Origin of the sequence: Paenibacillus sp. Y5S-9 (genome assembly GCF_036894235.1) — a bacterium.
In the GTDB taxonomy this organism is placed as follows: Bacteria; Bacillota; Bacilli; order Paenibacillales; family Paenibacillaceae; genus Paenibacillus.
In genome coordinates this window covers 3,052,461-3,073,002 of the sequence record NZ_CP145887.1, presented here as the reverse complement: position 1 = coordinate 3,073,002, position 20,542 = coordinate 3,052,461, and the positions used below count along the sequence as shown (strand labels likewise).

Here is a 20,542-nt window from a genome sequence, read left to right as displayed (position 1 = left end):
GAAGGAGACTATATTAATGAAAAAAAACCGCAAATCAGTCCTTTCTCTTACGCTTGTGACTGCCATGATTCTATCTCTATTCTCCTCCGCTATGGCTTCAGCTGCAACTGACAACAGCGAACAGGCCAGTGCATCACCCGCTCCAAGCAAAATGCAGACCTACGTAAACGCCATGGAGCCTGGCTGGAATCTGGGTAACTCTCTGGACGCCGTTGGTGAGGATGAGACAGCCTGGGGCAACCCGCGCATTACAAAGGAACTAATTCAATCGATCGCAGCTGAGGGCTACAACAGTATCCGTATTCCTGTGACCTGGGAAGCCCACATCGGTGACGCACCCGACTACATAATTGATTCCGCTTACATGAACCGGGTTCAAGAAGTGGTAAACTGGGCGCTTGATGCCGATCTCTATGTCATGATCAATCTTCACCATGATTCCTGGCGCTGGATCAGTTACATGGAGAAAGACCATGACAACGTGCTTGCACGTTATAACGCTGCTTGGACTCAGATTGCGGACAAATTCAAAGATGCATCCGATAAACTCATGTTCGAAAGTGTTAACGAACCACGTTTCTCTGAAGGCGGCACAACAGATGCAGCGATTGGATACCGCATGCTGGACGAGTTGAATACTTCTTTTCACAAGATCGTAAGAACTTCGGATGGAAACAACGAGACACGTCCACTTGTGCTTCCAACGATGCATACTTCTTCCGCTCAACCTGATCTGGATGAACTGAATAAGACCATTCAAAAATTGAATGACAGCAATATTATTGCAACCGTTCACTACTACGGGTTCTGGCCATTCAGTGTGAACATCGCAGGTTACACCAAGTATAACGAGGAAGTACAGAAGGACGTTACCGACACATTCGATCGGGTATACAATGCTTTTACAGCGAAAGGCATTCCGGTTATCGTTGGTGAGTATGGCTTGCTTGGTTTTGACCAGCACACAGGTGTCATTGAGCAAGGCGAAAAGCTGAAATTCTTCGAATTTGTTGGACAATATCTGCGTCAAAAACAGATGACAACGATGTTGTGGGATAACGGACAACACTTCGGACGCACAAGCTTTACTTGGTCTGATCAGGAATTATTTGATACCATGAAAGCCAGTTGGACAGGTCGCTCATCCACAGCCGAAACGGACCTCGTATATCTTAAACAAAATGAAGCTATTCAAGATAAGAAAGTAAAACTCAATCTGAATGGGAACAAATTCAATTCCTTGAAAAATGGCAATACGCCTCTTGTCAGAGGTAAAGACTATACGATCAAAAAAGATGTACTTACGTTAAAATCCAATCTGTTAACCAAATTGACAGCCTCTGGTGACTTGGGCGTAACTGCCACACTAACAGCTGGATTCAACCAAGGTGCTGACTGGAATTTCAATATCATTAAATATGACACACCTAAGTTGAACGATGCAACAGGTACAACCAGTGCCTTTGCCATTCCGACTACGTTTAACGGCAATCAGCTGGCCACGATGGAAGCAACATATGCAAACGGAGAGAACGCCGGTCCACAGAACTGGACTTCGTTCAAAGAATTCTCCTACACATTTAGCCCAGATTACGAAGGTAATGTGATTGAGCTGAAACCTAACTTCTTCAATGAAACCAATGATGGTGAAGTCACGCTTAAATTCCATTTCTGGAACGGAGATGTGCTGACGTACAAAATCACGAAAAATGGAACCAGCATTGTTGGCGTAGCTTCCAAATAAGAACTCATCTAACGTTCTGTTCAGAGCTTTAAGCTCTGGCAGAACGTTTTGTTTTTGTTTCACAATTGATCGAATAACGTACAAGTGCCCCTTCATACCTTTACACTAACTAGGATTGAGGGGGAAATGTCATGTTTAAACGTGTAGACCGTCTTGCTATCGAACTACCCATATCCAGTAATCCTGACCCTAATGGAGCTAGTGCAGTTCAGGAGTTGCTTGGTGGTAAGTTCGGGGAAATGTCAACATTAAATAACTATATGTTTCAGTCATTCAATTTCAGAGGCAGATCCAAGCTGCGTCCTTTTTATGACATTGTTGCAAGTATTACCGCGGAGGAATTCGGCCATGTCGAACTTGTCGCCAATACGATTAACCTCATGCTTGAAGGTTCGACATCACCAGGCGCTCCGGACTCTACCCCGCTACGTGTAGGCAAAGACGCACGGATGACTTCACATTTTATTGAATCGGCTCAGACAGCGCTCCCTTACGACTCCATGGGAAGACCCTGGAATGGTTCGTATGTCGTGAGCAGTGGCAATCTGATCTTCGATCTGTTGCATAATTTCTTTCTTGAATGCGGAGCCAGAACTCACAAAATGAGAGTCTACGAAATGACGGATAACAAGACAGCCCGAGAAATGACTGGTTATCTGCTTGTACGTGGGGGTGTGCACGTCCTTGCGTATGCCAAGGCATTGGAAATTGCAACGGGTGTGGATGTAACGAAGATGTTCCCTATTCCTCGACTGGATAACAAAGCTTTTGAAACGACAAGAAAATGGGAAGCCATGGGCGAGCACCGCAGACTGTACACGTTTAGTGACAAGGATTATCAGGGCATTGCCCAGATCTGGAAAGGAGTACATCCAACCGATGGTGGTAAACTGGAGGCTTTTGCCGGCTTGCCAGGTTATGGAGGGCCAGTGCCTGAGCTACCTGATCTGCCGGAAGAATTTGCGCCAGGAATATCCGCGGAAGATCTAATGCAGATTGCCGAGCGACTGAAACGTCACGCTGGTCTGTAAGATAACGATTGACGTTTGTTTTTCATAGGGCGTCGATTGGATAATCGTACACTGGTGTTACCTTTTGTGCTAGAACACTTTGTTCAATTAATTTATTGATGATCTATCTCTTTGATTTCATACGATTGTACACAAAAAAGGGAAACGGGAGAGTTACAACTCTACCATTTCCCTTATAACGTGCCACTATTGTGGTTCAGTAAATTTTACGACCAGTACTGCTTCCCCATTAGCTTGAACATGACCTGTTGACGTCGCTGTAACAGTTGCTATCGCTTCGTTTCCACTTGGGATCAACACAGGTGTAATCACTGGCAGACCCGCAGCCTGAATGACATCCATGTCAAATTCAATCAACAATTGTCCTGCAGTTACATGATCTCCGCTATTCACATGTGCGGTAAAACCGTTTCCTTTTAGTCCAACCGTATTAATTCCGATATGAACCAGCATCTGTACACCTGTTTCATGCTCCAGAATCACCGCATGTTTACTCTTGTTCATGACATGTGCGATGACACCGTCAAACGGTGCATACACCTTACCTTCTGATGGCTCGATGGCAATGCCCTCACCCATGTGTTTTTCCGAGAACGCCGGGTCAGGAACCTGCTCCAGAGCAACGACGGTACCGTTCATTGGCGAAGCGATTTCGAGAAAATCTACCTTAGGACGATTACTTGTAACAGCATCGGTAACTGAATTAATACGCGGATTAGAATCCACTGCATTAACTTCACCTGATGTTACTCCACTGTTGTCATGGCTCACCGATTCTTCTGCAATCGGTTGATCCTTATATCCAAAGAACCAGGTAAGTGCAAATGCAATCGCCATGGCAACTACGTTGGACAAGATATACAACGGCAGTTGGCTGTTCAGATAGAGCAGTGTACCGGGAATAACCGTTACAGCCATGCCTGTACCTTGCAGATGGAACAGGGAAGCGATGAAACCACCCACACCACCACCAACCAGTCCCATAATAAATGGTTTCATATAACGCAAGTTAACTCCAAAGATGGCTGGTTCGGTAATGCCCAGAAATGCGGACAAGGAAGAAGGTAATGCGAGTGCTTTGAGTTTCATATTTTTGGTCTTCAGACCGACTGCGAGACAAGCCGCTCCTTGTGCTGCCATGGCACAGGTAATGATGGCGTTGAACGGATTAAATCCCGTTTTCTCCAGTAGTTGAATCTCCAGGAAATTAAAGATGTGATGCACACCGGTAACGACAATAATCTGATGGAAGAATCCAATGATAATACCTGCGATGCCAAACGGAAGATCCAATACGGCAGTTGTTCCATGCAGCACCCACTCTTCCAGGGAATGGAATACAGGACCAATGGCGAAAAGTCCGAGCGTAATCATAACCGTTAACGTAATAAAAGGAGTCAGAATTAAATCCAGCGCCTCGGGTACCCGTCTTCTTAATACCTTTTCAAACTTGGCTCCAATCAAACCTACAAAGAACGCAGGCAGAACTGATCCTTGATAACCCACGACAGGTATGAAACCGAACATATGCAGCGGCTGTGCTGATCCATCTGCTACCGCGTAAGCATTGGGTAATGCGGGATTGACCAGCATTAGCCCCAGTACGATACCAAGTACCGGACTTCCGCCAAATACGCGGAATGCGGACCACGCTACAAGTGCAGGCAGAAATGCAAATGCCGTATCCGTCAGGATTTGAGTGAACAACAGGAAATTGGCCGAGATATCATCCGGTGTTGCACCCAATAACGCCAGAATTTCATTCTGGGTAAGTAATCCGCGCAATCCCATGAACAGTCCTGTAGCTACCAGAACGGGAATGATGGGTACAAATACATCACCAAACGTGCGGATAGCCCGTTGAAAAGCATTTCCTTCTTTTTTACCCTGACTCTTTACATCATCCTTGGATGTTCCTTCGATTCCCAGCTTCTCAACCTCTTCAAAGATTCGATTCACTGTTCCCGTACCAAAGATAATCTGATATTGACCTGAGTTGAAAAAGGCGCCTTTCACCTTCTCGATGTTCTCGACCGTTTTCTGATCAATCTTTTCTTTATCTTTCACCATGATGCGAAGACGTGTTGCACAATGTGCAAATGATGCGATATTCTCTTTGCCCCCGATGGCATGAATGACTTCCTGGGCAATCCGTTGATTCTCCGACATGTTATCTCATTCCTCTCACGTAATACTTAATAATCCCATTTTGTTGCTTCAAAATCTGCCTTGCCGCCGTGTGCAAAGAAACGAATGTCCACGCTGTCCCGACTTGGGAAAATCCGGCTGGTAAAGACCTCTTCTCCATCGTTCACAAAAATCTCGACCGAAGATGAATCCACGAACAGTTGGAATTTAATCACATCCGCAGTAAGCGTACACCGCCGTACAACGCCATTCTGCTCTGCCAGCTTGGCACCAGACATCGTCCGATCCAAGACAACTTTCTGCTGAATCCGATCATACAGAAGAACCGTTTTCTCCGTTTCACTTGCTCGGAATTCGATGCCGACAATCTCTGCTTCTACATGGCCTATCTCACATATCAGCTCATAGACAGTCCCCTCAAAACCAGTGAAGGATCGGCTCTCATTGTCAATCGTTGCGCGAATATGAGTCCCTTCCTCTTGCTGACGTAATTGGACCATCTCTGCAACCGGTTGTTGAATTAACTTCCCGTCTCGGAGTGACAACTGCCGAGGAATGGTCAAGCAATGAGCCCAACCGTTATCGTCTGTCGGATACGCCAGATTGGGAAGTCCCATCCAACCAACCAGAATACGTCTTCCGTCCGGACCCTGCATGGTTTGCGGAGCATAGAAATCGAATCCACGATCCAACTCCTGAAATTCACCATGTGTGAACTCTCTCGTCTGGAGATTAAGCGGCTCACCAATCAGATAACCGGACTGAAAAATATTCTGATAAAGATCTCCCGCTGCATCTAAGCCTTGCGGGGAAAAGACAAACACCCCTTGCCCGTCTATCTCCATATAATCCGGGCACTCCCACATGTAGCCGAAGGATGTTAATTGTGTACGAATCTCACCGAGAAACTCCCAGTTTTTCAGATCAATTGAGCGATACAGCACCGTACATCCCGTCTCGTCTGTTCTCTGTGCACCAATGACACAATAATACGTATCTCCTTGTTGCCACACCTTGGGATCTCTAAAGTGTTCCGTGTATCCGGCTGGCACAGACGAGATCACGGGATCATTCAGTTTGCTTACTGAACCGCTTTCATCCATAACTGCCAAGCACTGATACGGATGTCTGACCCAAGCCTCATCCCTCGTATTGCCCGTGTACAGCAAGTGCAGCTTGCCGTCTTTTTCAATCGCACTACCGGAATAAGCTCCGTGTGAGTCATACCAGCTATCCGGTTCGATTCCAATCCCGACATTTTCCCAGTTCACCAGATTCTTCGAGCGGGTATGATACCAGTATTTCATGCCATGTTCTGTTCCAAGTGGAAACCACTGATAGAACAGATGATAATAGCCTCGATAATATGCAAAGCCGTTAGGATCATTAAGCAGACCTGTTACAGGCTGAATATGGTAACTCTGTCGCCAAGGACATACAGATATCTGTGCTTCAAGCTTCGCAATCTCTTCAGGCTGCGCTTGCTCAATTCGTCTGTAGCGTTGCTCTCTAGTCATTTTCATAGCTGTTCTCCATTCAAAATGTAGGAACCGGTTCCATTCGACGCAAAAAAATAATTCCATATGGCATTGATGCCTGCCCGTGTTCGCATATCCGTATTGGATATTTACATTGGAACCGGTTCGATGGAATTATCATAAAGGATGTTTTTATAATTTGTCAACGCTTTCTCGAGGAATTAGTTCTACGTCCAATGTTGTTCGTTCCTCCACCGACTCGCCTTTGACCAGACGAATAATGTGATTCGCCGCTACTTTGCCCGCCTGCAAATAATGATATTTCACTGTCGTCAGCGTGGGGTGAATCATCTCCGTAATATCATATCCGCCAAATCCGGTAACGGACAAATCTTGCGGAATGCGGATTTTATTGGAGAACGCAATCTTCATCACACCCAGTGCGATATTATCCGTGGCCCCTACAATGATTGTTGGTGTGATTTCTTTCAGTATGGCTTCAGCGGTAACAATGGCTTCCGACATCTTAAAGCTTGTCTCATAATACTTCACTTCACATCCACCACACTCGGTGATTGCTCGCTGGAACCCTTGTTTACGGTAGATCCCTACCGCCCGATCCTTCTCGCTAACTCCCATATACACGATCTTGCGGTGACCCTGTTCTACGACATATCTGCCCATCTCATAACCTGCCTGGTCATCATTGTGAACCAGACTGTGCAGCTGCTCATGCTGCTGCCCCACCAATAACACCGGAATCCGTATATCCTCAACGGCCTTCAGATGTGCTTCAGTCACTTCAGCAGCCAGCAGAATAATACCCGATACCTTCTGTCGTGCAAAATCATAGATGGCATCAATCTCGCGTTGCATGTCCTGACTCGTATTTGCGATCAGCATCTGATACTGATTACTCCGCAGTTCTTCATCAATTCCGATCAATGTCTGGGATGTTGCAAAAGAATCAAGACGTGGCACAACCGTACCGATAATACTGGTCTTCTTAGCCTTCAGACTCTGTGCAAATGTATTAGGAACATAATTGTATTGTTTGATAATACGCTCAATCTTCTGGCGTGTATCCTCACTAACAGATCCGCCATTCAGGTAGCGAGAGACCGTGCTTTTTGCCACACCTGCCATCTGAGCGATATCAGAAATCGTTTTATTCATAAAGACTCCTCTTATTTCTATTAGCTATATAAATTGAACTCAAGAATATTCACACTTACCACTCCGATGACAGAACAACCTTCCGATCGCTGTTATCCCCAGATGTTTTGATTTACTTTTTCAAAGGTAAACATCCGGAGATAAAGGCGAACGCTCCGCTTCTTTAGGTTCTTTCTGTCCTCTACGTTCTCGTGTGAATATTTAGTTCAATTCATATAGTTTACCTTATATTATACTTCGAATCGCAAACCCATGGCGAATTTGATTCAATTCCATTTATCGCACATCTATTGTACTTTCTCATTCCCGATGTAATAACAAAAGCCCGATATCAATGTGGCGTTCATACAGATGTATGATCCGACATTCATCAGGCTTTTCAACTTTCATATACACGTTTGCACAGGCCACTAGCACAAGAACGCTCCCTATTCCGTTCGGCCTCAGACTTCAATAATAATAGGCAAGATCATAGGTCTTCTTTTGGTTTGAGCGTAAATGTAGTGACCGATCTCGTCTTTCAGCTTTCTTTTGATCACATTCCACTGATTCACGCCAGCACCGGTTAACTCACCCATCCGGTTCAGAACCAGCTCATGAATCTCATGCATGAATTCTTCCGAATCCTTGACGAACACGAACCCTCTGGAGATAATTTCGGGTGACGTGACCATCTGTTTTTCCGTTTTGCTTAGTGTAGTCACAATCACCAACATACCATCGGAAGACAGTTGCCTGCGGTCACGCAGTACAATATTGCCAACATCACCCATGATCAGACCATCTACGAGACTGTTTCCTGATGCAATCTTGGGACCTAGCGAAGCAGTGCCGTCTTTGTACTGGACCATATCCCCATTATTCACGATAAACACATGATCACGCTCTATACCTACGGACTCGGCAAGCAGTCTGTGTTGATACAACATGCGGAACTCACCGTGGATCGGAATCAGATAATCCGGCTTCATCAGGGTTAACATCAGTTTGAGTTCTTCCTGACTGCCGTGTCCGGATACATGCATTCCTGCTGCACCACTTGAACCATATATCACACGTGCTCCGAGAACATACAGGTTATCAATAACATGTGCAAGATTCCTCTCATTCCCTGGAATAGCTCCGGCAGCAATAATAACCGTGTCCCCGGCGTTAATTCTTACATGAGGATGTTTACCGGAAGCCAAACGTGACAATGCTGCCATTGTTTCTCCCTGGCTACCGGTACATAATACAACGACTTGTTCCGGTGGAAACTGATCCGAATCGATAGCTTCAATCAGCAATCCGTCAGGAACTTGCAAATACCCCAATTCACTGGCCACCGATACCACATTCACCATACTTCTGCCCAACAGTGCCAGTTTGCGCCCCGTCTCAAATGCTGCATTCACAATCTGCTGTACCCTGCTGACATTCGACGCAAAGGTGGAGATAAATACTTTTTGTTTGGCACGAATAAAGGCATCCAGAATGTGGTCTCCCACAACACGCTCGGAAGGTGTAAATCCGGGTCTTTCTGCATTCGTACTCTCGGAGAGCAAAATATGGACACCCTGTTTGCCAATCTCGGCCATGCGGTGCAGATCTGGGAAAGGTCCATGTACAGGCGACATATCAAACTTGAAATCTCCGGTATGCACAACATTGCCTGCTGGGGTCTGAAAAAAGATACCAAGACAATCCGGTATACTATGACTGGTTGCGAAAAAGGAAACCTCGATCCCTCCCAGCGTAATGCTGGAATGAGCATCGATCGTATGCAAGTCGGCCTTGCGCAGCAACCCGTGCTCTTTCAGTTTAAGTTCGATCAGCCCACGAGTGAGCCTGGATGCATACACCGGGATGTTCATTTGTTTTAACAAATAGGGAATCCCACCAATGTGATCTTCATGTCCATGGGTAACTACAAGACCCCTGACTTTATCCAGGTTCTCCAGCAGATACGTTACATCTGGAATGATCAGATCAATACCAGGCAATGTCTCATCGGGAAACTTCGAACCACAGTCAATCACGATGATGTCCTGATTGTACTGGATGAAATACATATTCTTCCCTATTTCATTCACGCCGCCAAGTGCAGCGATATACAGTTTGTTGTGGGCTAGATTCAACTCTGTTATTCCTCCTCTGCGTGGCAATCGTATACGATACGGATCTATATTCCTAGTATGGAAGCAATCGCCTCAGTTATGCATTTCAGCGTGATTATGCCAAAAAAACCACCATGGAATATTCATTCCACAGTGGTTTATACGAAAAATAAATACGATTACACCAATGATTTATCACGCTGTAGTAATACGTCTTGTTCGTAGGTTTTAATATCGGTAATCCACTTTTCACGAACTGGAACGCCTTGCTGAGCACAATAGTAGTCCCAGATCGCGCCAAACGGATAGGATTTGAACTCTTCCGTTAAGGCAAGGCGCAACGTGTAATCCCCTTCCAATTCGGCTTGTTTCAAGGCATCCACTGGTTCGAGCATCGCTCGGAGAAGGGCTTTGATCGTGTTGCGAGTCCCCACAACCCATGCGGCTACACGGTTAATACTTGCATCAAAGAAATCCAGTCCAATATGTGTGGTCGCAAGCAAATCATGTCGAACCAGTTCACGGGCAATCTCCAGCAACTCATCGTCCATAATTACCACATGGTCACTATCCCAACGCATCGGGCGGCTTACGTGAAGCAGAATGCCACTTGTAAACAAAGACAAGGACGACAGTTTATTGGAAATAACCTCTGTTGGATGGAAGTGACCCGCATCCAGGCAGATTAACGTATCATTTTGCAAACCGTAACCCATATAAAATTCATGAGAACCCACCACATATGCTTCCGAACCCAGACCAAACAACTTACTCTCTACCGCGTCCAGGTTGTGCTCCGGGTTAAGTGGTTCGCCGAATACTTCATCCAGCGATTCTTTGAGACGTTTGCGTGGTGTCAACCGATCAACCGGATTATCCTTGAATCCGTCCGGTACCCATACATTGGTTACACAAGTCTGACCAAGCTGTTCCCCAAAGTAAGCACCAATCCGGCGGGACGCCTTGCAGTGATCAATCCAGAACTTGCGAATCTCAGGGTCTGGATGACTGAGCGTGAACCCGTCACTTGATTTTTCATGGGAAAAACATGTTGGGTTGAAGTCCAGACCAAGTCCTTGTTCTTTGGCCCATTTCACCCAGTTCTCATAATGCTTTGGCTCAATCTGATCCAGCTCAACCTGCTCGTCTGTATCTGTGTAAATCGCGTGCAGATTGACCTTATGTTTGCCGGGAATCAGAGCAAAAGCTTGCTCCAGATCGTTACGAAGTTCTGCAGGTGTGGTCGCAGCCCCCGGATATTGACCTGTAACCGAAATACCACCTGTTAACTCTCCATCTTTATTCAGAAAACCCTTGACATCATCGCCTTGCCAGCAGTGTACGGATACTTTGATCTCCGCGAGTTTGTTCAGTACCTCGTCCGTATCAATTCCGTGCTGGGCATACAATGCCTTGGCTGCTTCATACGCTTGCTTGACTTGGTTATCCATCCGCAAGAACCCTCCTAATTTAACGTGTAAATGCTGCCGGTACACCGCCATCAATGGTCATCATGCAACCGGTTGTTTTTTCGGATTTCGAAGAAGCAAAGAATGCAATTCCTTCTGCAATATCTCTTGGATAGATATTCACGAGCAATGTCGTCCGTTTGCGATAATACTCTTCCAATTGATCCGGTTCAATCCCATATGCCGCTGCACGTTCGTTTCTCCAGGAACCGTTCCAGATCGCTGAACCCTGTAGAATGGCATCTGGAAGAATCGTGTTGACACGAATGCCATACTCTCCGCCTTCTGCTGCAATACAACGTGCCAGATGTGCTTCCAGCGCTTTCGCTGAGCTGTAAGCAGAAGCACTTTTACCTGCATACACCGAGTTCTTGGACCCGATAAATACCATGCTTCCCCCAATACCCTGCTGTTTCATCAGCTTGAATGCTTCACGAGCCACGAGGAAATACCCTGTGCCCAGTACATTCATGTTTAGGTTCCATTCTTTCAGGGACGTTTCGTCAAATGGGCTGGATGTGGCCAATCCTGCATTGTTTACGATGATATCCACTCCGCCATATTGCACAGCAACATCTGCATACGCAGATTGAACGGCTTCCTCATCGGTTACGTCCATTTTCAGCGCATAAGCACGATTCGCACCGTACTGATCATTAATTTCCTGTGCTACTTTCTGTGCGCCCTCCAGGTTGAGATCAGCAAGCACCACATGTGCGCCTTCAGATACCAATCTGCGTGCTGTTTCACTTCCGATCCCGCCTGCTCCACCTGTGATAAACGCCACTTTACGGGAGAATTCGGTTTCTGCCGGAGCCAGAGACAATTTGTACAACTCCAGCGGCCAGTACTCCACATTGTAAGATTCGTTTGCACTGAGCGATACGAATTGACCCAGGCTAGTAGCTCCACGCATAACGGCAATGGCTCTGTGATACAACGCTCCGCTTACTTGGGAAAGCGCCCAGCTCTTGCCTGTGTTGATCATGCCCACACCTGGAATGAGGATAACGCGTGGTGCCGCTTCAAACATGACATCACCTTCGTTTTTGTTGCTCTCAAAATACTGCTGATATTGCTCTTTGTAGGCAGCCACACCTTCTACCAGTTTGGCTTTTAAACCTTCAATATCTTCCGCATCCGGTGTCCAATCGATGAACAAAGGTACCACTTTGGTATGTACCAGATGATCCGGGCAAGCTGCGCCCACCTGAGACAATTCCGGGGAATCTGCTCCGCCCACAAAAGCAAGTACGTCCTCTTGATCGTCAAAGGACAAAATCATTTTTTTGCTATCCGATACCGCTCCACGAATCGTTGGCATCACGCGTGATACGATCTGACGACGAACATCAGCGGCGAGTGCCGGGTGTTTCACACCACCGAACAAACTTCCTTCGTCCACCCGTGCTTCAATGAATGCTTCCGCTTCATTGATAATCTTGATCGTTTGAGCGTAACATTCCTCGGATGTTTCTCCCCAAGTGACAAGTCCGTGTTTTTCCATCAGTACGAGTTCGGCATTGGGATTCGAGAATACGCTTTCAGCAATCATTTTAGATAACGTAAACCCAGGGCGTACGTAAGGCACCCATACAAAACGATCACCGTAGATCTCTCTCGCCAACTCCTTGCCGTTATGTGCACAGCACAAGCTGATAATCGCATCCGGGTGCGTATGATCGACATGTTTGTATGGAAGGAACGCGTGCAGAAGAGTCTCGATAGAGGCGCGCGGGTGCTTGGCATCAATCATGCAATGTCCCAGATATTCAACCATCTCTTCATCCGACATGGATTCACGTTCAATTAATGGTCGAATGTCTTCGAGCCCAAGTCCGGTAAAATGTTTAGCTTCCATGGAACCCAGATCAGAGCCGCTTCCCTTCACATACATTACTTCTACATCACGACCCCGAAAATCCTTCACTGTCGTTTTGGTAGACGTATTACCACCGTAGATGTTGCATACACTGCGATCAGATCCAATCAGATTGGATCGGTAAACCAACTGCTCAAGTCCTGTTGTTTTCTCAGATGCCTGCGATGCATTCCATAAACTCTGTACCATTTGTTTACCTCCGATAATGTTTGTTTTATTCCTAATCCGAGTTTAACATCTTTGTTTTATTTTGAAAACAAAATATTTTAAAACCAAACGGAAATATTCAAAAGTCATCATAGATAAAGCCATTTTATTAAAAAAACACCCTGACGTGAACGTCAGAGTGTTCCTGTTTCATTGGCGGATTAGAAAATCCCCGCTTTTTGGGAAGTGTTTTTAATACCATAGGTATCATTAACTACGGTGTTGCCAAAGCTCGTTAAACTTCCGTTTGGACCTGTGGCCATGTCTAGATAGTCCAGACCTGAACTGTTTCCGTACCAAGACCAGGCAAGCCAGCCTACCCCTTTTTCCTGACCATATCTCATGATGGCATACTCGTCCACATCACCGTTTGTGTGATATCCCCCGAATTCACCAATGATCAGGGCCAAGCCTTTGTTCAACACATTCTCCATATTGGCTTTGACGGTTGCAGCATCTTTGCCAGCATACTCATACATATGAATGGAGAAGACGGTATTTTTCTGTGAATCGGCTGCAAATACACTTTGTCCATAATCCACGATGGATTGAGGGAATTGTCCCCATCCAGCTGCATCCACAATTAGCGTATTTTTGATTCCTGCATTTCTTAGTTTCGGAATGGCTTTTTTGTAACCATCAGCCCACGCACTTCCATTCCACGTACCATACCATTCATTGGCGATGTTGACGATTACCCGATCTTCTTTGCCAATCAAAGCTTCCTTAATACTAATCCAGTAGTTCACTGCCGCATCCAACGAATTATAATCATCTTTCCCTGTGGCGTCATGCACCTCGAGTACAGCTATCATTTTATTTTGGTTAACCACATTAATAATATTTTTAACAGCGTTCAGATCATCTTTGGTGTACAGGCTACCATTCGAAAGAACAATGCGTACCGTATTGGCACCTGTTTTGGCGATGGCAGGGATAGCGGTATTCAAATCATTCTTGAACCAGGAATGTCCGTGATTAACACCTCTCATGACAAAAGGCTTTCCTGTGGAATCATATAACTTGTTTCCGCTTACATAAAATCCTGTGGCAGCAGATGCTTTTGGGGCTGCACTCCCCAATACCATGAACATGAGAGCAGCAATAACCGTGAAGATTGTACACTTTTTCAGATTAACCATTCGTTTGGAACCTCCTGTATTTTTTTTTATTTCAATTAACCTTGCTCTAGGCAAGAAGTTAACTAAAATCGTTGGTAATAGAAGTTTTTTGGTTATTAAATAAATAACAATTAACTTTATCTAAGTTGCGTTATTTAGTTTAAATGAACTTTATCGTTAAGGTTATGAAGTTATAATAAATTGAAAACGCTTACCAGTCAAGATCTTTTTACCATGATTAGGAATCATTTGTTTTTACATAACACAGCAAAAAAGGCTCTCTCCCCTCACAATCGTTCGGAGAAAGAACCCTCTGTATTATTAACGAAAGTTAACTCTTGTTTAAATCTTGTTTATCTGTTATTTATCTGTTGTTTAATCCCTGATTTAGTCTAAGTGTCTTCCCTAACTCCCGCCAATACCACCCCAACCCGGTACTGTGGTCTCACCCGAATCTCATTAAACTTCCCGATCTCCACGCCCTCAAACCGCTCCACATAAGCCTGATTCACATAACTCTCAGTCGTCCCTTTTCGAATTGGAGTTACAGACAGACGAAGCGCGTGATCAGCAAGCAAATGACGGGATTGCTTCAAACCAAGCATCCAGCTATGCCCATAGTGAATATGATCTGTTAACATCTGATGATGGATATGTGCTGCTGCAACATCTCCTTCATAATCAATCTCAATCCACACGTCATCTACTTGTTCCGGCCATGCTGTGTCCAATCTCAGTGTTGCTGCATACTCTTTGGGGTAATCAACCTCTACAGCAGGCTCGTAAGGCGAAACTTGGAATGTGTACGTACCGAATATTCCCTGCTTCGACTGGGATGACACAGCATATTTCGAAGCTGAAACATGCTCTGGAGCCGGATAAAAGGATACCTCCATCTCTGGTTGCTCTACAGATGTACATAGGAGCATCTCATTCTGTACATACAGATGACTGCTGCTAATTACAAGTCTTTCTTCTCCGCCCACACGGAAACGGTAGGCATGTAATGCCTCTTCACGGGTCAATGTAATGATTCGTATGACTATACCGTCCGATGTTGTGATTCGCAGATGATGGTCCTTGCCGGCAATCGGATGTATCACAACTTCATTCCCCTGCTCTGAAACAGTGCCTTCGGGCATATCCACATTTGTAACAGATGATGCATCCATAACATACTCAGGCGCCATACCTTCATGGGCATAAAAGACAACCGTAAGCTCCTGATTTACCATAAATCGGGTCAGTGGCTGAACGGTAGCACTAATGATCTTCATTCCATTCAGATTCATATGGAAAGGCAGAATGGCCGCCATGCCGGATTTCAGCTGGATCGTTCCTTCTCTTGGATAGGAAGCAGTCCCTTTGCTGGTATGCAGTTCCAATTGTATATCTCGATCAGGCATCGCCACATGATCCTGATAATTATTCATGAACAGGAATCCTAAGCCTTCTTGTTGGCGAACAGACCAACGCAGATCCATCGTGTTCTCCGGTGTTATCGCATGTTGACCATCCGGTACAACACAGCCCATTGGTGCAAGCAACTCACCATATGCTTCCAGGAACATGGACAAGGTACGAATGCGGTCATACGATTCACCAACACGTCCAAATTCCCCGAGTGGCGATTGATAATCATACGTCATTTTAGGCAATGCCTGCTCGTTCATATATGAATTTTTGCCTATTGGATTGGTCCCCCCGTGATACATATAATACCCAACCAGATTGCTGCCGTTCGCAAGTTTCACAATGGTCATCGCCTCAACACTGTCTGCATCAACAACCGGACGAGCGTGATAACTGACCTGCATGCCACCAGCAAGCTCGCAATACGCAGCAGGATACTCCAGACTGTCATAATCCACTTCTTCCACAGGATTCATATGCAGATCCCGGAACAGATACTCCCGGCTTGGAGGCTGATTGGGAATCCATGGTGTGTACGCATACCCCGCTAGCATCGGTAATGTTCCTTCTTCAGGCACCGCAGCATTGCCCCAGGCCGTGGCAGTATAGAACATCGGCTTCATACCGACTTCTTCGGCAATATGGCGAAGCATCTGCAGATGTTCTCGTCCATCCCGGCCGGAGGTAACGTATTTTTCGCGGGTATACCCCCAGGCATCCATGGGTGCGCCAGCGTGCATATACTCATTTTCCAACTGTACCCCGATAACAGGGCCACCCTCCTGATAAAAACAGCCGTTGAGCTGACGGGCAATCTCACGATATAATCTCTTGGCATAATACAAATACCCTTCATCATTCGATCTCACTTCAAATGGATAACTGAATAACCAATCTGGCATCCCACCATTACGAACTTCCCCATGACAGAATGGACCAATTCGCACAATCAGTGGTAGCTGATGTTTGCCGCATAGATCCACAAAGTGCCGCAAGTTCAGGTTTCCTGACCAATTAAACTCGCCTTCCTGCTCCTCATGAAAATTCCAGAAGACATAAGAAGCGACGATGTTCACCCCGCCTGCCTTCATCTTCAGTAATTCTTCTTCCCACTGCAAATAAGCGAATCTGGAGAAATGAAACTCACCTACCACGGGAATATGGGGTTTAGCATTACGAGTCATATAATAGTTGGTAAAATCATACGATTCCCCTCGTGGGCTTTTGCCGCCACTGCCAGTCATACGCCCCGCACGAATGTCCTTATCTTCCGCGTCCAATGTAAAGCGAATATAACTTCCTGCTACACTATCGTTCATGGAATATATAACTCCTTCGATATAAATGGGATATGGTTGATGAATAGAATATCAATTATCGATGGACGATTGCCCCTTGATGATTCGGGTTCTTCTTCAGCACTCGCTCCAACTCATCCTTTGCTTCGTTCGTCCGACCCAGCCCCAGAAGACCCAATGCCCGCATATATCGGCAATGTTCTTCATTTCGCTGATCTAGATCGTCGTCGAATACTAGAAAATCGGGCAGAGATACCGCAAAATAATCCATTCGGATGTGATAATGCATATGTCTTTCCGCATAGTCAATGAGTTTGTTAAAGCGTCGGTTTGCTTCCTTCACATTGCCAAGCTTCTGCCAGGCCAGTCCCTGATAATAGATCGATTCCGGCGGTTGATCATTATAAAACATTGCGCTTGTCGGTTCGTTCAGACCGATTGAGGCTCTGTGGAAATTCTCCTCTGCAGCGTGATTATTCTTCAGTTGCTGGTAGGCACAGCCAAGATAAAAGTAAACGGGGTTATCTCCGGCTCCCTCCAATTTACCTTCACCTAAGTTCTCCGGGTAAACCAAAGCCTTCTTCAACAGCTCCAATGCTAGTTCAGGTTGTTGTTTCTCCAGATTTCGCTTTGCCAGTTCCGTCAGTGCCGTAACATATTGTCCTGTTACCTTGCCTTCTCCACCCTCCCATGGATGAAACCGCCGGGTCTGAAGGGCATTCCATGCTTCTTGATGACTACCTTGCATATTCAATAAAGTCACCCACTCGATATACAGATCATCACGGTGGTGAATCAACTCCATATGTTGTTCCAGCAATTTGATTCGATGCTCGCAGGAATACCCTATCTTCTTGTGCAATTGATCCAACTCGTAGAAGATTCGGGCATCCTGTGAATCCAACCGGAAAGCCTCCTCTAATGATGCCAGTGCAAGATCAGGGCGATTCAGCTTGTTATAATAAGCCAGTCCCAGATTCCGATGTACAGTCGAATATGCAGCATTCACCTCGCGTGAAGTTTCCCAATGGGTGATTGCTTCCTCGTAGCGTTTATGATCATATAACCAATTTCCCAGGTAATAGTGAGCACGCGCATCATTCGAATCCACTGCCAATGCATCCTGAAGCACCATGAATTCAAATAACGTATTAGGAAAACAATAATCCGTTGGAGCAGCTTCCCCCTGCTTTTGACATTCCCGGGCCTGCTCCACATCCCCCAGCTGACGATACAAGTAGGCCTGAGCATAACCAACCATAGGATAAGGCTGTGAATTTTTGGATTCAACATACGAGAGTACCGTCAGTGCTTCTTCCCACAATCCACAATCCGCGTAATCTGCGGCTAGATTCAGATAATTATAAACGTCTCCTCGCATCAGACGATGGAAATGCTCACGTGTTTGCCCCGCTTGTTCTCTCTCTGAAGGTGCAGTTGCTCCGCTGTAGATCAGGACTAATTCATGTGCGGCTCCAAATTCAACCGGGTCCAGTGCCAACGTCTCACGCGCATATTGGATTGCTTGCTTATCTTGACCCAATCTACGCAGCAAAGCCACCTTCAGATGTCGAGCCTTATAATTTCTGGTGTTACGAATCAGCGAACGTTCGATGTGATCCAATGCTTCGAGGTCTCGATGTAACGCCGTATCGATCTGAGCAAGCATACAATACCCCGTATCCTGATACTGTGCAGACCATACGGCTTTATACAGTGCTGCGTAGGCTTCTGCCTGTTTCCCCTGTAGTTTCAAACTCAGACCGAGTTGGTAAAATGCTTCACTATCATATGGATTCGTATTTTTCCACGTCAGCGATTGAACGGCCTGTCTGAAATGCTTCTCAGCATCTTGTAACAACCCTCTGCGTAGCAGCAATGTGCCATACGCTATGTTTAGACGAATATCCGTTGCATCACGCTTCAACCCTTCCAGATAATAAGGTTCCGGTTCATACGTGGCATGCCGATATTGCTCCAAATGAAGACCAGCCAGATATAGTTGTTCATTCGTACGAATCTCGGATGGTAACGGGAGTGGTGTGGCCGGATCTGGAACTTCCTGAATCTCAGAACGTTCAGGCTGATAGGCCACGAGTACTCTTCCTTCCGCACTTCGAACACTTAACTTCAACTGATGCCATTCATCTTGTCCGCTCCACGGGAACGAATATTTATATAGTTCCGTAGGTGAGATATTACATCTCTCATGGAGATATACCGTGGTTGGACCTATCACTTCAACGGTCACTTGTTCAAAAACCGACGTCGCATATACCATCACGGTTACCATTCCGGTCGTTTCATCCTTTTCCAGATTAACCGCTGCATCAATCGATGCATTTTTGACCATACCAATACCTTTATACGGCATAAAATACTGCGAAAATGATTTGGCTTCATAGGGCTGTAGCCACGTAAAATCAGGCTGATTATCGGTATAGATCCCGGTCATTAATTCAATATAAGGTCCATTCTCGTCCGTTAACTGTCGATCCCAGGCTTGCCCGAATTCCCCATTCCCCCAGGTCCATTGCTTCTTGCCCGGAGAAAAATGATGATTAGCCACATGCAACAAACCTGCCTGAACCCCGTGATCATAACCCCCTACAAAATTATAATCCGACTTATACGCCATATAGGATGTTGGAACCGGTATGTTTTTGTATCGCGAGATATCCACACCTTCGGAATAGTCCATCTTGTAATAGGTGCCGGTTGCGATGGGAAAGCGGGATACGTCACGTTTTCCGTGGTCCAGCACAGCTGTTACATCAGGTGGAAACACGGATTGCGTATGATCGTTGACAGCTACAGCCGGGTTGGCCCACCATAGAAAAGTTTGAGGTGCGCTGGTGCGATTGTATACCTCGGCATGGATTTCAAGATAGGCTTTGCCGGGATGTAATGTGAAGCCAGCGGTCATTTTGGTACCATACATGCGATCAATCTCACCCACCCACACGGTAGCGCTTCCATCTTCATTACTGCTAAATGTATAGTCGACTGGACCAAACGTGTTGGGCCGATGATGCTGTGGCCAGTTGAATTCAATTCCTCCGGAAATCCATGGCCCTGCCAGACCCACAAGTGCAGGTTTAATCACCCGGTTATAATATACAAAATCGTAGTTGTTGGTCAGATCCAGCGCACGATAGATCCGTCCACCCAGTTCGGGCATCATCTCAATACGTACATATTCATTTTCGAGAATAACTAATCGATAAGATTTCATTTTGGCATCATCTTCAATGCTGTCGATTACGGGATGCGGGTACACCTTACCCGAACTTCCCTGGTAGATTCTCTTTTCAAGAAACATCGGATTTTTGTCCGGTTTACCTGTACCATAGGTTGGAATATCTCTGGTTTCTTCCCATATGCGAACATTTGATGTCGCTGTCACGTGATTCAATTCGCTCACTCCTCGGCCTCGTATATATTGTGATCATACGCTCCGACATGCAGGAAGAACATTG

General features: G+C 45.8%; 11 protein-coding genes. 2 read left to right on the top strand and 9 right to left on the bottom strand.

All coding sequences use genetic code 11. The features are described from left to right. Positions 1-16 precede the first annotated feature (16 nt). Together V6669_RS13720 and V6669_RS13715 are read left to right on the top strand one after the other, a co-directional pair. Positions 17-1,744, top strand: a complete 1,728-nt coding sequence (locus V6669_RS13720; protein ID WP_338594375.1) for a cellulase family glycosylhydrolase — start codon at positions 17-19, stop codon at positions 1,742-1,744. Positions 1,745-1,875: 131 nt separating this feature from the next. Beyond that, positions 1,876-2,775 (top strand): manganese catalase family protein, encoded by a 900-nt coding sequence (locus V6669_RS13715; protein ID WP_338594374.1) that lies wholly within the window; start codon positions 1,876-1,878, stop codon positions 2,773-2,775. A 186-nt stretch (positions 2,776-2,961) separates the two neighbouring features. Here V6669_RS13715 and V6669_RS13710 read toward each other — a convergent pair whose 3' ends face one another. From V6669_RS13710 to V6669_RS13670, 9 genes are all read right to left on the bottom strand, one after another. After that, positions 2,962-4,944: a sucrose-specific PTS transporter subunit IIBC gene (locus V6669_RS13710; protein ID WP_338594372.1), complete on the bottom strand. Its 1,983-nt coding sequence runs from the start codon at positions 4,942-4,944 to the stop codon at positions 2,962-2,964. 26 nt (positions 4,945-4,970) lie between these two features. Next, positions 4,971-6,446, bottom strand: a complete 1,476-nt coding sequence (locus tag V6669_RS13705) for a sucrose-6-phosphate hydrolase (RefSeq protein ID WP_338594371.1) — start codon at positions 6,444-6,446, stop codon at positions 4,971-4,973. A gap of 147 nt (positions 6,447-6,593) precedes the next feature. Next, the gene (locus tag V6669_RS13700; RefSeq protein WP_338594369.1) at positions 6,594-7,577 is read right to left on the bottom strand and encodes a LacI family DNA-binding transcriptional regulator; all 984 of its coding nucleotides are present in this window, start codon (positions 7,575-7,577) and stop codon (positions 6,594-6,596) included. A gap of 443 nt (positions 7,578-8,020) precedes the next feature. Continuing rightward, positions 8,021-9,694: a ribonuclease J gene (locus V6669_RS13695; protein WP_338594367.1), complete on the bottom strand. Its 1,674-nt coding sequence runs from the start codon at positions 9,692-9,694 to the stop codon at positions 8,021-8,023. Between the two features lie 158 nt (positions 9,695-9,852). Beyond that, complete coding sequence (gene rhaA / locus V6669_RS13690) at positions 9,853-11,124, bottom strand: L-rhamnose isomerase (protein ID WP_101313986.1); 1,272 nt, start codon at positions 11,122-11,124, stop codon at positions 9,853-9,855. 19 nt (positions 11,125-11,143) lie between these two features. Then, a complete protein-coding gene (locus V6669_RS13685) occupies positions 11,144-13,213 on the bottom strand; it encodes a bifunctional aldolase/short-chain dehydrogenase (protein ID WP_101313985.1) in 2,070 nt (689 codons plus the stop codon). A 179-nt stretch (positions 13,214-13,392) separates the two neighbouring features. After that, positions 13,393-14,373, bottom strand: coding sequence for a glycoside hydrolase family 5 protein (locus V6669_RS13680; RefSeq protein WP_338594365.1), 981 nt, complete (start codon positions 14,371-14,373; stop codon positions 13,393-13,395). A 371-nt stretch (positions 14,374-14,744) separates the two neighbouring features. Further along, positions 14,745-17,084, bottom strand: coding sequence for a beta-galactosidase (locus tag V6669_RS13675; RefSeq protein ID WP_338594364.1), 2,340 nt, complete (start codon positions 17,082-17,084; stop codon positions 14,745-14,747). Positions 17,085-17,139: 55 nt separating this feature from the next. Then, positions 17,140-20,478, bottom strand: coding sequence for a DUF5107 domain-containing protein (locus tag V6669_RS13670; protein WP_338594363.1), 3,339 nt, complete (start codon positions 20,476-20,478; stop codon positions 17,140-17,142). Between the last annotated feature and the right edge of the window lie 64 nt (positions 20,479-20,542).